General features: G+C 71.3%; 13 protein-coding genes. 9 read left to right on the top strand and 4 right to left on the bottom strand.

The window, feature by feature from the left end; all coding sequences use genetic code 11:
* Positions 1-9 precede the first annotated feature (9 nt).
* The 4 genes from ACFQ46_RS04410 to ACFQ46_RS04395 form a co-directional block, all read right to left on the bottom strand.
* A complete protein-coding gene (locus ACFQ46_RS04410; RefSeq protein WP_380257576.1) occupies positions 10-429 on the bottom strand; it encodes an RbsD/FucU domain-containing protein in 420 nt (139 codons plus the stop codon).
* Positions 430-441: 12 nt separating this feature from the next.
* The gene (locus ACFQ46_RS04405; RefSeq protein WP_380258419.1) at positions 442-1,407 is read right to left on the bottom strand and encodes an aldo/keto reductase family protein; all 966 of its coding nucleotides are present in this window, start codon (positions 1,405-1,407) and stop codon (positions 442-444) included.
* A gap of 152 nt (positions 1,408-1,559) precedes the next feature.
* Entirely contained in the window at positions 1,560-2,576 is a 1,017-nt protein-coding gene (locus tag ACFQ46_RS04400) for a LacI family DNA-binding transcriptional regulator (RefSeq protein ID WP_380257574.1), read from the bottom strand.
* Between the two features lie 49 nt (positions 2,577-2,625).
* Positions 2,626-3,951, bottom strand: coding sequence for an extracellular solute-binding protein (locus tag ACFQ46_RS04395; RefSeq protein ID WP_380257572.1), 1,326 nt, complete (start codon positions 3,949-3,951; stop codon positions 2,626-2,628).
* A 358-nt stretch (positions 3,952-4,309) separates the two neighbouring features.
* Between ACFQ46_RS04395 and ACFQ46_RS04390 the strand changes: the two genes are divergently transcribed.
* The 9 genes from ACFQ46_RS04390 to ACFQ46_RS04350 all read left to right on the top strand — a co-directional run bounded on the left by ACFQ46_RS04390 (position 4,310) and on the right by ACFQ46_RS04350 (position 13,363).
* Positions 4,310-5,878, top strand: a complete 1,569-nt coding sequence (locus tag ACFQ46_RS04390) for an ABC transporter substrate-binding protein (RefSeq protein WP_380257570.1) — start codon at positions 4,310-4,312, stop codon at positions 5,876-5,878.
* Between the two features lie 99 nt (positions 5,879-5,977).
* Complete coding sequence (locus ACFQ46_RS04385; RefSeq protein WP_380257568.1) at positions 5,978-6,937, top strand: ABC transporter permease; 960 nt, start codon at positions 5,978-5,980, stop codon at positions 6,935-6,937.
* Positions 6,934-7,818 (top strand): ABC transporter permease, encoded by an 885-nt coding sequence (locus ACFQ46_RS04380; protein ID WP_380257566.1) that lies wholly within the window; start codon positions 6,934-6,936, stop codon positions 7,816-7,818. The genes ACFQ46_RS04385 and ACFQ46_RS04380 overlap by 4 nt, the downstream gene beginning before the upstream one ends.
* Before the next feature lie 2 nt (positions 7,819-7,820).
* Positions 7,821-8,837: an ABC transporter ATP-binding protein gene (locus ACFQ46_RS04375; protein WP_380257564.1), complete on the top strand. Its 1,017-nt coding sequence runs from the start codon at positions 7,821-7,823 to the stop codon at positions 8,835-8,837.
* Entirely contained in the window at positions 8,834-9,961 is a 1,128-nt protein-coding gene (locus tag ACFQ46_RS04370; protein ID WP_380257562.1) for an ABC transporter ATP-binding protein, read from the top strand. The genes ACFQ46_RS04375 and ACFQ46_RS04370 overlap by 4 nt, the downstream gene beginning before the upstream one ends.
* 8 nt (positions 9,962-9,969) lie before the next feature.
* Positions 9,970-10,791 carry a M55 family metallopeptidase gene (locus tag ACFQ46_RS04365; RefSeq protein ID WP_380257560.1) on the top strand — a complete coding sequence of 274 codons (822 nt, stop codon included), beginning with the start codon at positions 9,970-9,972 and terminating at the stop codon, positions 10,789-10,791.
* The gene (locus ACFQ46_RS04360) at positions 10,791-11,738 is read left to right on the top strand and encodes an isoaspartyl peptidase/L-asparaginase family protein (protein WP_380257556.1); all 948 of its coding nucleotides are present in this window, start codon (positions 10,791-10,793) and stop codon (positions 11,736-11,738) included. Before ACFQ46_RS04365 ends, ACFQ46_RS04360 begins: the two co-directional genes overlap by 1 nt.
* 36 nt (positions 11,739-11,774) lie before the next feature.
* Entirely contained in the window at positions 11,775-12,653 is an 879-nt protein-coding gene (locus ACFQ46_RS04355) for a MurR/RpiR family transcriptional regulator (protein ID WP_380257554.1), read from the top strand.
* Positions 12,654-12,664: 11 nt separating this feature from the next.
* On the top strand, positions 12,665-13,363 hold the full coding sequence (locus ACFQ46_RS04350) for an SDR family NAD(P)-dependent oxidoreductase (protein WP_380257551.1): 699 nt from the start codon (positions 12,665-12,667) through the stop codon (positions 13,361-13,363).
* Positions 13,364-13,388: the final 25 nt, after the last annotated feature.

Genomic DNA, 13,388 nt, shown 5'->3' with positions numbered 1-13,388 from the left:
CTGACTCGTTCACGCGGTGCGCACGCCGACGGTGAGCACGACGTTGGCGCACAGCCGCTGGTCGCCGGTCACGACGACGACCGCGACACCCGCGGCCCGGGTCCAGTCGTAGAAGGCCCAGCGGTCCACGACGTCGATCGCGACGTCCGGCCCGAGGGCCCGCCGGTAGTCGTGGTGCGCCTCGACCTCGGCCCCGTCGGGGGAGGCCATGAACGTGGCCGCCTCGACGGGGACGGCGCGCAGCACGGGTTCCAGCACGTCGAGGACCCCCACGAGCCCGGGACGCAGGTTCAGGTGGACGACGTCGACCGAGCGGTCGGTCGCCGTCCGCAGCGGGAAGTTCGCGTCGGCGATCACGATGTGGTCGCCGTGGCCGGCGGCGGCCAGGGCGGCCAGCAGCGGTGGGTGCAGCAGTTCCGTCTCCAGCACGGTTCCTCCGGTTCAGTCGGTGATCGGTGCGACGGCGATGCGGCCGTCGAGGTCCCAGAGTTCCTCCCAGGACTCCGCCCCCGGCCAGAGGAACACCTGGCCCTTGATGAGGCGGTTCCCGCGGTCGGCGGCGCGCAGCTCCTCGGCCTCCGCGGCGGTGAGGGGGTCCTCGACCACGGCGCGCAGGTTGGCGGTGTACTGCTCCGGCTTCACCGCGAACGGGATGGGGACCTGGCCCCGCGCGACCGCCCACTTGAGGCAGACCAGGGCGGGGTGGACGCCGTGCGCCGCCGCGATGCGCACCACCACGGGGTCCTCGACGTCGACGACGTCGTCGGGGGTCCGGTCCCGCTCCGGCCGCGAGGGCGAACCCAGCGGCGAGTACCCCACCGGCTGGACGCCGTGCGCCACGCAGAAGTCGAACAGCTCCGGCTGCTGGAAGCAGGGGTGCAGTTCCATCTCGTTCAGCGCCGGGGCGATCCGGGCGTCGCGCAGCAGCAGTTCGAGCTTCGGGATCGTCGTGTTGGAGGTCCCCAGGTGGCGCACGAGCCCGGCGTCGACGAGGCCCTCCAGGGCCCGCCACAACGCCAGGTAGGCGTCGTGGTCGTAGGGGCGGGCGTGCGGGTCGCGCGCCGAGGTGTCGGCCATCGGGGGGTGGTGGTTGGGGAAGGGCCAGTGCACGAAGACCGCGTCGAGGTGGTCCAGGCGCAGGTCGCGCAACGACCGGTGGACCGAGGCGACCGCGGCCTCCGGGGCGTGCGCGTCGTTCCAGACCTTGGACACGACGAACAGCTCCTCCCGCGGGATCCCCTCGGAGATCGCCTCGGTGAGCACCTCGCCGATGCGGTCCTCGTTGCCGTACACGGCGGCGCAGTCGACGAGGCGGTACCCGGCGCGCAGCGCACCGGCGACGGCGTTCGACACCTCCGCCGGGCCGTAGCGGTCGGAACCGAAGGTGCCCAGCCCGATGGCGGGCATGCGGGCACCGCCGCTCAGGGTGCGGAAGGGCACGTCGGCGGGGTGGACGGGGGCGTTCGGACGGCTCACGGTTCTCCTTCGATCCTGGCCTGCGGAACGATAGACGAAACGATTCGCTCCAACAAGGGGGAGACCGCGGACGCAGGCCCGGTTCAGCGCGGCGGCGGACCCACCGAGGGGCCGGGGCGGTGTTCCCCCGACAGCACGACCCGCCGCGGGGGCGCCTGCCCACCCGCGGTCTCGCGCAGCCGGTCGCGCACCATCTCCGCTGCGGCGCGCGCGATCTCGCGCACGGGCTGGACGACCACCGCCGTCCGCGGCCGGGTGAGGGCCGCGACGTCCCGGGCGTCGAACCCGACGAACGACACGTCGTCCGGGACGGTGAGCCCGGACTCGGCGAGGACGGTGAGGGCGCCGACCGTGAGTTCCTGGTTGAGGGCGAACACCGCGGTCGGCCGGGGTTCCAGCGCGAGCAGCCGCGCCATCCCCTCCCGGCCCGCCGCCACGGTCAGCGGCCCGCCGACGACGACGCCCCGCGGGACGGGCAGCCCGGCACGGCGCATCGCCCGGCGGAAACCGGCCAGCCGCTCGCGCAGGCTCCAGACCTCGTCCGGGCCGGCGAGCACGGCGATCCGGCGGTGCCCCCGGGCGACGAGGTCGGCCACGACCCCCGCACTGACCTCCGCGTTGTCCAGGACCACCGCGTCGCACACCAGCCCGTCGACGAGGCGGTCGATCAGCACCAGCGGTACGCCGCGCGCCGCGGCCGCCGCCAGCGCGGTGGTGTCCCGCGGCGAGGGGACCGCGACGATGCCGTCGACCTGGCGGTCCAGCAGGTCCGCGACCGCGTCGTCGGCCGCGCCGCCGCTCCGCGAACGGCTCGAGCGGACCAGGACCCCGACCCCGTCCGCGGCCAGCACCTCCTCCACCCCCGCGATGACGGAGAGGTGGAAGTCGTTGTCGAGTTCCGGCAGCAGCACGCCCACCGTCTGCGAGCGGCGGGTGCGCAGGCTGCGGGCCACGGCGTTCACCCGGAAGCCCAGGTCGCGCGCCGCGACGTCCAGCGCCGCGCGGTTCTCCTCGCGGACCGTGCCGCCGTTGAAGTACTTGGAGATGGTGGCGAGCGAGAGGCCCGTGGCCCGCTGGAGGTCCTTGTAGGTCGCGCGCACGCCACTCCCCCACCGTCGGACCGTTGCCGCTCCGACAGTACAGGGGGTCTCAGCCGGCGCTGGCGGCCTCCATGGCGGTGGCGAACTCCTGCGGGGTCTGGGTGAGACCGAACAACTTCTCGATGTTCTCCAGCAGGGCGTCCGCGGCCGTCGGTGAGAGCGCCTGGTCCCAGGACTGCTGGAACGTCGCCGCCTTCGACGCCAGGTCGTAGACGAACTGCAGCCAGTCGGCGTCCTCGGAGCCCGAGAACCCGCTGTCGGAGCCCACGACGATCGGCACCCCGCCGGAGTCGATCCAGGCCTTCGTCGTCGCGTCGGTGACGAGACCTTCGGCGAGGAACTTCTTGGCCGCGGTCTTGGCCTCCTCCGAGGCCTTCGCCGACATCGCGTAGTAGCCCGAGGGGTTCCCGACGGTGGACGTGGGGTCACCCTTCCCGCCGGTCACGGTGGGGAACGTCGACCACCCCAGGTGGCCGCCGGTCACGAAGTCCCCGCCGTCGGTCTTCATCGAGCCGAAGACCCAGGAGCCGTGCAGCATCATGGCCGCGCGGCCGGTGTAGAGGAGGGCCTGGTCGGCGTTGGAGTCGGCGGTGATGGAGGCGAAGCCCTTGACGAACCCGCCGGCCTTGACGAGGTCCTGCACCTTGGTCAGGGCGTCGATCGAGTCGGGTTTCGACCAGGCCCCGGGTTCGCCGTCGTAGATCGAGGTGAACAGCTCCGCGCCGCCGATGCGGTCGTAGAGGTACTCCAGCCACATCATGTTCGTCCACCGCGACTGCCCGCCCAGCGACAGCGGCGCGACGCCCGCGTCGACGAAGACCGGGACCAGGGCCATCAGCTCGTCCCAGGTCGTGGGGGGCTGAGCCCCCACCTGCTCGAACAGGGTCTTGTTGTAGAAGAACACGATCGGGGACACGACCTCGCACGGGACGGCGTAGATCCTGTCGTCGACCGTGGCCGCGGCGAACGCGCTGCTGAACAGCTTGTCCTTGAGCTCCGCGTTCTCGGTGAAGAAGTCGGTGAGGTCCTCGACCTGCTTGTTGCCGACGTAGTCCCGCAGGCCCCCGCCACCCCAGGTCGGGATGATCGTGGGGGCCTGGGCGGCGCCGATGGCGGTGCGGATCTTGGCCTTGTACGCGTCGTTCTGGAAGGAGGAGAGGGTGAGTTCGCCGTCCGGGTTCGCCTCGTTGAAGGCGTCGACCGCGTCGGTGCGGATGCCCTCCGCCGGTTGCCCGGTGAGGATCCACATCGTGGCGCCGCCCCCGGCGGCCTGGCCGGGGCCCGACGAGCCGCCGCACGAGGCCAGACCGGCGGCCAACGGGGCGGCCAGGGCGAGGGTGAGGACTGCGCGTCGGGTGGTGAACTGCTCGTTCATGGTGTCTCCGTCGACGAGCCGCGACCGTGCGGCGTCCGGGCGAGCTGGGGTCGTGCGCGCCGGACGCTGCTCTGCACCCGGTTGGCGGGAACGCTACGTCGCGGAGCCGGTGCGGGGAACGAGTTCGGGCGAACCCCGTCCCCATCGTTAATTTATCGTTATACGGCCCGGATCACCGCGGACTCCCGCGCCGAGAGGTCCCCGGACGGTTGCGTCAGAGTTATCACAAACGTAACAATTGCTGTCCAGATGGGGACTACTGTAATCATCAGTACAGCGGCACCGACGCCCTGGCACGGTCCCCCGATCCACCCCACGGCAGGCGCACCCCCGGGTGCAGAGACGAGCGAGGCTCTCCATGAGAAGAAGGACTGGAGTCGTCGGAGCCCTGGCGCTCACGATGGCACTCGCCCTCGGCGGGTGCGGTGCCGCCGACGACAGCGGTGACGGCGGCTCCGCCACGGGCGGCGCACCCACCAAGGGCGGCGACCTCACGATCGCGCGGTCGGCCGACATCATCTCGATGGACAAGACGACGACCTTCGACAACAACTCCATCCGCGTGATGGAGCAGATCATGGAGCCGCTGTTCCACTCCAGCGCGGACGGCAGCGAACTCCAACCCTGGCTCGCCAGCGGCTACACGATCTCCGACGACGGTCTGACGTACACGATCAAGCTCCGCACCGACGTCACGTTCTCCGACGGCACCCCGATGACCGCCAAGGACGTGAAGTTCTCCCTCGACGAGGACACCAAGACCGGCGAGTCCGGCTGGGGCTACATCAACGCGGCCATCGACTCCGTCGAGGCGACCGACGACGCGACGGTCACCATCAAGCTCAAGTACGCCTGGGCACCCCTCATCGCCGACCTGTCGCTCTTCGCCAACGGGATCATCCCCGACGGCTACGGCGGCAAGACCTCCGAGCAGTTCTACGAGGCCCCCGTCGGCACCGGACCCTTCGTCTGGGACAGCTGGAAGCAGGGGCAGTCGCTCAAGCTGACCGCCAACACCAAGTACTGGCAGAAGGACAAGCCCTACCTCTCCAGCGTGCAGTGGAACGTCGTCCCCGACGCCAACACCCGCAAGCTGCAGGTCCAGGGCGGTCAGATCGACATCGACGACACCCCGGACTGGTCCAGCCTGGCGTCGCTGAAGTCGGCGAGCGGGGTGAAGGCCGAGACGTTCCCCTCCACCCAGATCGACTACGTCGCGTTCAACCAGGCGCGGGCGCCCTTCCAGGACGTCCACGTGCGCCGGGCGATCTCCTACGCCATCGACCGCAAGGCCATGGTCAAGGCCGTCCTGTTCGGCAACGGCACCGAGGCGAACTCGCTGCTCTCGCCCGGAACCCCGTACTACGACGAGAACGCCGGCGGGGCGTCGCTCGACGTCGCGAAGGCGAAGGCGGAACTCGCCCAGTCCTCCCAGCCGAACGGCTTCACCACGACCCTGCTGATCTCCTCGGGGAACCCGAACCAGGCCTCCGTCGCGCAGATCATGCAGTCGGAGCTCAAGGACATCGGCATCACGATGGAGATCAAGCAGCTCGACCCGACGGCGAACAAGCAGGCGCGCCTCGCCTCCGACTTCGACATGGCCATCTCGGCCTGGACGATGGACATCCCCGACCCCGACCAGTGGACGTCGTTCGCGGTCGTCCCGACCGGTGGGGCGAAGTCGGCGTTCACCTCCTACGACAACCCCGAGGTCATCGACCTGAACAACCGGGCGCAGAAGGAGACCGACAGCGCCAAGCGTCAGGAGCTCTACACCGAGCTGCAGCAGAAGACGAGCGAGGACGCGTTCCTCGCGTACCTGTACTACTCGCCCTACGTGTACGCCTCGACCGACAAGGTCCAGGGTTTCCACGTGACCCCGCTGGGCGGGTACCTGCTGCAGGACGTCTCCAAGACGAAGTAGCCGTCGTACCGGGGGCGTCCGCCGACGCGGCGGGCGCCCCTCCCCCCGCGAAACTCCGGCGAAACCCGGCCAACCCCGCGCGAACAAGGAGGTGAGACGGTGCTGCACCGTCTGCGATTCATCCCCGGCCGCCTCGTGCAGTCGATCCCCGTCGCCTTCGGCGTCACCCTCATCGTCTTCCTCCTGGCCCACCTGCTGCCCGGCAACGCCGCCGTCGCCCTGCTCGGCGAGCGCGCCACGGCGGAGAGCGTCGCGGCCCTGACCGCCCAGCTCGGCCTCGACGAGCCGTTGTGGCGGCAGTACCTGACGTTCCTGGGACAACTCGCCCACGGGAACCTCGGCACCAGCCTCACCTACCAGACCCCCGTCGCCCAGCTGGTGCTGCAGGCGATCCCGGTGACGCTGTCGCTGCTGCTCTACGCCCTCCTCATCGCCCTGCTCATCAGCATCCCGCTGGCCGCCCTCGCCGCCTTCCGCCCGGGCGGGGTGCGCGACCTCGGGGTCCGGGGTTTCACCCTCCTGGGCCAGGGGATGCCGCAGTTCTGGGTCGGCATCATGCTCATCCTGCTGCTCGGGGTCGGGATGCGGGCCTTCCCCGTCGGCGGGTACGGCGAGGACGCCGCCGGCCACGTCTACTACCTGTTCCTGCCCGCGCTCACCCTGGCGATCGCGATGTCGCCCACCATCATCCGCAGCCTCCGCTCGTCGATGATCTCGGTGCTGGGTTCGGAGTACGTGGGCACCGCGAAGTCCAAGGGTTCCTACGGGGTGCAGTTGTTCCGGGGGCACGTGCTGCGCAACGCCGCCATCCCCACCGTCTCCATCGTCGGCGTCAACCTCGGGTACCTGGTGGGTGGCTCACTCGTCATCGAACGCGTCTTCGCGCTGCCCGGCCTGGGCTCGCTGATGATCAACTCGATCTTCACCCGGGACTTCCCGACCATCCAGGGCGTCACCCTCTTCGTGGCGCTGTTCGTCGTCGTCGTCGGCATCCTCACCGACGTCGTCTACACGGCCCTCGACCCCCGCGTCGACCTCGGCAGGACGGCCCGCGCATGAGCACCCCCACCGCCCTCCTCGTCGAACGCGGCCAGCGACGTCGCGCCGCCCGCTCCCGGACGCTGCGGCCCTGGTACCGCAGCGGCACGCTGGTGGCCGGCATCGTCATCGTCGGGTTCCTCGTCCTGGTCGCGCTGCTGGCCCCCGTCCTCGCCCCGTACGACCCCGTGAAGCAGGACTTGCTCAACGCACTGCAGTCGCCGTCGAGCGCACACCCGCTGGGGACCGACAAGTACGGGCGCGACGTGCTGTCGCGGTTGATCTGGGGCGCCCGCGTCGACCTGCGGGTCGGGTTCCTCGCGGTGCTGATCCCCTTCGTCGTCGGGACCGTCGTCGGCGGCATCGCCGGGTACGCCGGCGGGTGGCTGGACACGGTGCTGATGCGCATCGTCGACGTGTTCTTCGCGTTCCCGTTCTACGTCATGGTGATCGTGCTGGTCTTCGTCCTCGGTTCCGGCGAGTTCAGCATCTACCTCGCCATCGCCGCGGTGTCGTGGGTCTCCTACGCCAAGATCGTGCGCGGGGAGGTGCTGGTCGCCAAGGAGCAGGACTACGTCGTCGCGGCCCGCCTGGGCGGGATGTCGCACGCCCGCATCCTGGTCCGCCACATCGGTCCGAACGTCCTGTCGCAGGCGATCATCTACGGGATGAGCGACATCGTCATGGACATCATGGCGATCGTCACCCTCGGCTACCTCGGGCTCGGCATCGCCCCGCCCACCGCGGAGTGGGGCTCCATGATCAGCGACGGCCAGGAGTTCATCACCACCCAGTGGCAGCAGGCCACCATCCCCGGTCTCGTCGTCGTCCTCACCAGCCTCGGCCTCTCGTGGCTCGGGGACGGGGTCTCCGACCTGCTCAGCCCCGAGAGGAGGAAGTGACCGTGACCGTTCCCCCGCTCAGTCCCCCGCTCAGCCCCCTGCTCAGCGTCTCCTCGCTCAGCCTCGGCATCCGGCACCGCAACCGGCCGGACACCGTCATCGTCGACGACCTGTCGCTCGAGATCGCCCCGGGAGAACGCTTCGGCGTCGTCGGTGAGTCCGGGTCGGGGAAGTCCCTGACCCTGCGGGCGATCGCCGACCTGCTCCCGCGCGGCGTCGAGGTGCTCTCCGGCAGCATCGTCTACGACGGGCGTGAACTCGTCGGGATGCCCAGCGCCGCGCGGCGCCGCCTCATGGGACCCGAGATCGCGATGATCTTCCAGGAACCCATGACCGCGCTGAACCCCGTCGTCCGCGTCGGGGACCAGATCGCCGAGGGGCCCCGTCGCCACCTCGGTCTGTCCGCGAAGGACGCGGGCCGCCTCGCCGTGGAACTCATGGCGAAGACGGGGATCCCCGACCCGGCGCGGCGGGCCCGCGCCTACCCGCACGAACTCTCGGGCGGTCTGCGCCAGCGCATCATGATCGCGATGGCGGTCTCCTGCGGGCCCCGGCTCCTGCTCTGCGACGAACCGACCACCGCGCTCGACGTGACCGTGCAGCACCAGGTGCTGAAGGTGCTCGAGGGGCTCTGCGCCGACACCGGCACGGCCCTGGCCTTCGTGACGCACGACCTGGCCGTGGTCAACCAGACGTGCACGGACATGGCGGTGATGTACTCCGGGCACATCGTGGAGTCCGGCACCGTCCGCGACGTCCTGGGCGACCCCCGCCACCCCTACACGAAGGGGTTGCTGGACTCCGCGCCGGACTTCGACCAGCCCGACCGACGGCTCGTCCCCATCCCGGGTTTCCCGCCGAACCTGGCCGCCCGGCCCCCGGGGTGTCCCTTCGCCCCCCGGTGCACGTTCGTCGTGGACGCCTGCACCGCCGCCGTCCCCCCGCGCGAGGTCGTCGCCCCGGGACACGACGCCGCCTGCATCGAGACCCACCGCATCTTCGAGGGAGCACCCGCGTGAGCAGTCCGACCGCGCTGCCGTTCCCGGTGCTGCGGGCCACCGGCGTCACCAAGACGTACCGGCTCCGGCCCTCGCTGGCGACCAGGTTGTCCCGCACCGAGGACGGCCGCACGAGCCTCAAGGCCCTCGACGGGATCGACCTCGAACTGCGCCAGGGGGAGATCCTGGCCCTCGTCGGGGAATCGGGATCGGGCAAGTCGACCCTCGCGAAGGTCCTCGTGGGCGGGACGACCGCGACCTCCGGCACCCTGGAGCACCAGGGCGAACCCGTGCCCCCGCGACGGGACAAGGAGGCGAGCCGGCGCATCCAGATGGTGTTCCAGGACCCGTACTCCTCGCTCAACCCCCGCATCTCCGTCGGGTCGATGCTCCGCGAGCTCCTGCTGCTGCACCGCGTGGTGGCGCGTTCGGAGGTCCGGGCCGAGAGCGTCCGGTTGCTGAACCTCGTCGGCCTGGAGGAGGACGCCCTCGACGCCTACCCCAGCCAGTTCTCGGGGGGGCAGCGCCAGCGCCTGGCCATCGCGCGGGCCATCGCGGTGCGCCCGGACGTGCTCATCGCCGACGAACCCGTCTCCGCCCTCGACGTCTCGGTGCAGGCCACGATCCTCGAACTGTTCGCGCGACTGCAGCGCGAACTCGGCCTCAGCATCCTCTTCGTCGCCCACAACCTCGCCGTCGTGCAGCACCTCAGCCAGCGCGTCGCCGTGATGTACCTGGGGCGCATCGTGGAGGTCGCCGAGACGGCGGAACTCTTCGCCAACCCCCGCCACCCCTACACCCGGGCGCTGATCGACTCCATCCCGCGCATGACGGCCGGCAGCGTCAACGAGGAGTTCGTGCTCGAGGGCGAACCGCCCAGCCCCTTCGACGTCCCCGCGGGCTGCCGGTTCAACCCGCGCTGCCCCTACGCGGTCGACGCCTGCCGCACCGTGGACCCCGCGCTGGAACCGGTGGGCACGGTGGGCACGGCGGGGGCCGGTCACGTGTCGGCCTGCCTGCGGGCCGCGGAACTCCCCGACTTCCAGGCCCCGCCCGACCCCGCGTCGAGCATCGACCGCGTCGACGTCCGTCCTGAACTGCTCGACGAAACACCCGTCCGCGAACCGAGGAGCACCACCCGATGAAGGTCTGGATGTCACTGGACATGGAGGGGGTGGCCGGGATCGTCGACTGGGACCAGTGCCGCCCCGGCAGCCCCTCGTACGCCCTGGGCTGCGAACTCCTGCAGGCCGAGGTCAACGCCGCCATCGAGGGGGCGATCGCCGGCGGGGCGACCGAGGTCGTCCTCAACGACTCGCACAGCCGGATGGCGAACCTCGACCCCCGCGCGATCGCCGGGGAGGCCCGCTACATCTCGGGCCGGCACAAACCCCTGTACATGATGCAGGGGCTCGACGAGACCGTCGACGCGATCTTCTTCGTGGGCTACCACGGGTCGATCTCCGGTGCGGCGTCGACGATGTCGCACACCTACAACCCCGAGGTGTTCTCCGGTGCCCGCCTCAACGGCCGCTACGTCGGCGAGTCCGGCATCAACGCCCTCGTGGCGGAGCACCACGGCGTGCCGATCGCCTTCGTCTCCGGCGACGAGGTGACCTGGGAGGAGACCGAACCGTTCGCCCGTGGCGCCGTGAACGTGGTCACCAAGCACTCGATCACCCGGGCCAGCGCGGAGAACCTGCACCCCACGGAGTCGTGCCGCCGCATCCGCGCCGGGGCCGAGGAGGCCGTCCGCCGGGTCGCCGCCGGGAAGGTGTCGACCCCGGGCATCGAACGACCCGTCGCGCTCGACCTGGAGATGCAGACCGCGGACATGGCCGACGTCGCGACCTGGGCCCGCCGGGCCGAGCGCACCGGCGTGCGCGAGGTGCGCATCACCGGCGACGACCTGCTCGACGTCTTCCGCTCGTTCGTCGCCGTCAACTACATCACCCGACAGGCAGGTGGCCGCTGATGGCCGACGAGGAATCCATCGCCCGGCCGCGGGAGACCCGGCTCTGGGCCACGCCGCCGTTGCGCGAGTACTCCCTCGCCCTGCACGGCGGCGCGGGCGGGCGCATCGAGGAACTCTCCACCGAGCGCCGCGAGTCCTTCGAGGCCGGGCTGCGGCGCGCCTACCTCGCCGGTCGCGTGGTGCTCGAGGACGGCGGGTCGGCGCTCGACGCCGTCTGCGCCACGGTGGAGCAGCTCGAGGACGACCCGCTGTTCAACGCCGGCCGCGGTGCCGCGCTGGCGGCGGACGGATCGGTCGAGCACGACGCCGCGGTCATGGACGACGACGGCCGCGCCGGGGCGATCGCCGTCTCGCGCCACGCCAAGAACCCCGTCCGCCTCGCCCGCGCGGTGCTGGAGAACAGCTCGCACGTGCTGCTCGTCGACCCCGCCCGCGACCTGGCGACCGGGTGGGACCTCGAGGTGCGCGAGCAGGAGTACTTCATCACCGAGGCGCGGAAGGTCCAGCTGGAACGCATCCACGCCCTGCGCCTCGCCGCCCCCCGCCACGGCACCGTGGGCGCCGTCGCCCGCGACCGTGACGGCAGGATCGCCGTGGCCACCTCGACCGGGGGGATGGCCGCCCAGAGCACCGGCCGGGTCGGGGACAGCCCCGTCATCGGCGCCGGCACCTACGCCCGCGGGGACTCCCTCGCGGTGTCCTGCACGGGCGAGGGGGAGGCGTTCATCCGCGGGGTGGTGTCCTACGACATCGCGGCCCGGATGCGCTACCTCGGAGCCCCGCTGGCCGACGCCGTGCGCGACACCGTCCTCGCCGAGCTGACCGCGAAGGACGCCAGCGGCGGGCTGGTGGCCGTCGCCCCGGACGGCACCGTCGTCGTGGCGCACAACTCCCCGACCATGTTCGCCGCCTTCGAGGGTCAGGACGGGGTCGTCCTGCTGACCTGAGGGTCCGCGGCGCGCTCAGACGAGAGAGTGGACGGCATGAAGATCGACGACGAGATCTTCGCCCGCATGGGCGAGCTGACCCCGGCCGAGAAGAAGGTGGCCCGCACGTTGCTGGCCTCCTACCCCAGCGCCGGGCTGGAGAGCGCGGCCACGGTCGCGAAGGCCGCCGGCACCAGCACCCCCACGGTGCTGCGGCTGGTGACCCGGCTCGGCATGAGCGGCTACCCCGAGTTCCAGCGGCGCCTGCGCGACGAGGTCACCCACCACATGAACAGCCCGGTGCGACGCACCGAGCAGGGAGCCCGGGAACTCGCCGAGCAGCCCGTCTTCCAGACGGCCGTCAGCGAACGGGTCGGGCTGCTCGAGCAGCTCGCCACCTCGGTGCCCCCCAGCGAGTTCGACCTCGCCGTGGAGGCCCTGGCCCGGCGACCGAAGCAGGTCGCCGTCATGGGCGGCTACTTCAGCCGGTTCCCGGCCCAGCTCTTCGCGGCCGAGCTCGACCAGGCGATCCCCTGCGTCGACTTCGTCCCCGAACCCCTGGGGCACGACATCGGACGGCTCCTGCGGTTGTGCCCCGGTGCCGTCGCGGTGATCTTCGACTTCCGGCGCTACGAGCTGAGTTCGAAGCAGGCCGCGGGCATCGCCAAGAGCCGCGGCGCGACGGTCGTCGTCATCACCGACCAGGGGTTGTCCCCCGCCACCGAGAGCGCCGACATCGTGCTCCCGGTGGCCGTGGACGGGATCCCCTTCGACTCCATGGTCGGCACCGTCGCCCTGGTCGAGGCGCTCGTCGAGGCGGTCCTCCTCGCCAGCGGCAGCCGGGGCATCGACCGCATGAAGGAGTGGGAGAACACCGTCCAGATCGCCCGCGCCCACCGGGTGAGCGCGATCGCCGGACCGGAGGGAACGGAATGAGCGGAGTGAGCGTGGGAACGCAGACCGGCCGGGTGGCCGTCGTCACCGGCACCGCCCAGGGGATCGGGCGCACCATCGCCGACCGGCTGCGGGAGGCGGGCGCGACCGTGCACGGCGTCGACCGGGACGAGGTCGACCTCGCCGACACCGCAGCGGTCGAGGAGTTCTTCACCGCCGTCGGTGACGTCGACGTGCTCGTGAACTGCGCCGGCGGGGTCGTGGGGCAGACCCACACCCCCCTCGACGAGCTCGACGACGCGGCCTGGGACGCCGTCGTCCGGGCGAACCTCACGACGATGCGCAACTGCAGCCGCGCCGCCGTCCGCGCCATGAAGCGCGCGGGGTACGGGCGCATCGTCACCATCTCCTCCGGGGCCGGCCGCAGCGTGAGCCTCACCGGCGTCCAGGCCTACACGACCGCGAAGGCGGCCCAGATCGGTCTCACCCGGCAACTGGCGCACGAACTCGGGCCGTTCGGCATCACCGCCAACTGCATCGCCCCGGGGTTCGTGCTGTCCAACCCCACCACCCAGGCCCAGTGGGACTCCTACGGCGCCGCCGGTCAGCAGGCCCTCCTGGAACGGATCGCCGTGCGGCGCACCGGGACCCCGGACGACATCGCGCGCGGCGTGCTGTTCTTCGCCGACCCCGACGCCTCCTGGGTCAGCGGCCAGACGATCTCCATCGACGGCGGGCACTCCCTCTTCTGAGGGACCCGCAGCAAGGACGGCACCA

Source organism: Kineococcus sp. GCM10028916 (assembly GCF_042674865.1).
Taxonomy (GTDB): domain Bacteria; phylum Actinomycetota; class Actinomycetes; order Actinomycetales; family Kineococcaceae; genus Kineococcus.
This window is presented reverse-complemented; position numbering and strand designations above follow the sequence as displayed.

Excerpts from the sequence above, each read along its gene's own strand:
- ACFQ46_RS04405 (WP_380258419.1), bottom strand. The coding sequence starts at position 1,407 with ATGCCCGCCATCGGGCTGGGCACCTTCGGTTCCGACCGCTACGGCCCG.
- ACFQ46_RS04395 (WP_380257572.1), bottom strand. The coding sequence starts at position 3,951 with ATGAACGAGCAGTTCACCACCCGACGCGCAGTCCTCACCCTCGCCCTG.
- ACFQ46_RS04390 (WP_380257570.1), top strand. The coding sequence starts at position 4,310 with ATGAGAAGAAGGACTGGAGTCGTCGGAGCCCTGGCGCTCACGATGGCA.
- ACFQ46_RS04380 (WP_380257566.1), top strand. The coding sequence starts at position 6,934 with ATGAGCACCCCCACCGCCCTCCTCGTCGAACGCGGCCAGCGACGTCGC.
- ACFQ46_RS04365 (WP_380257560.1), top strand. The coding sequence starts at position 9,970 with ATGTCACTGGACATGGAGGGGGTGGCCGGGATCGTCGACTGGGACCAG.
- ACFQ46_RS04360 (WP_380257556.1), top strand. The coding sequence starts at position 10,791 with ATGGCCGACGAGGAATCCATCGCCCGGCCGCGGGAGACCCGGCTCTGG.
- ACFQ46_RS04355 (WP_380257554.1), top strand. The coding sequence starts at position 11,775 with ATGAAGATCGACGACGAGATCTTCGCCCGCATGGGCGAGCTGACCCCG.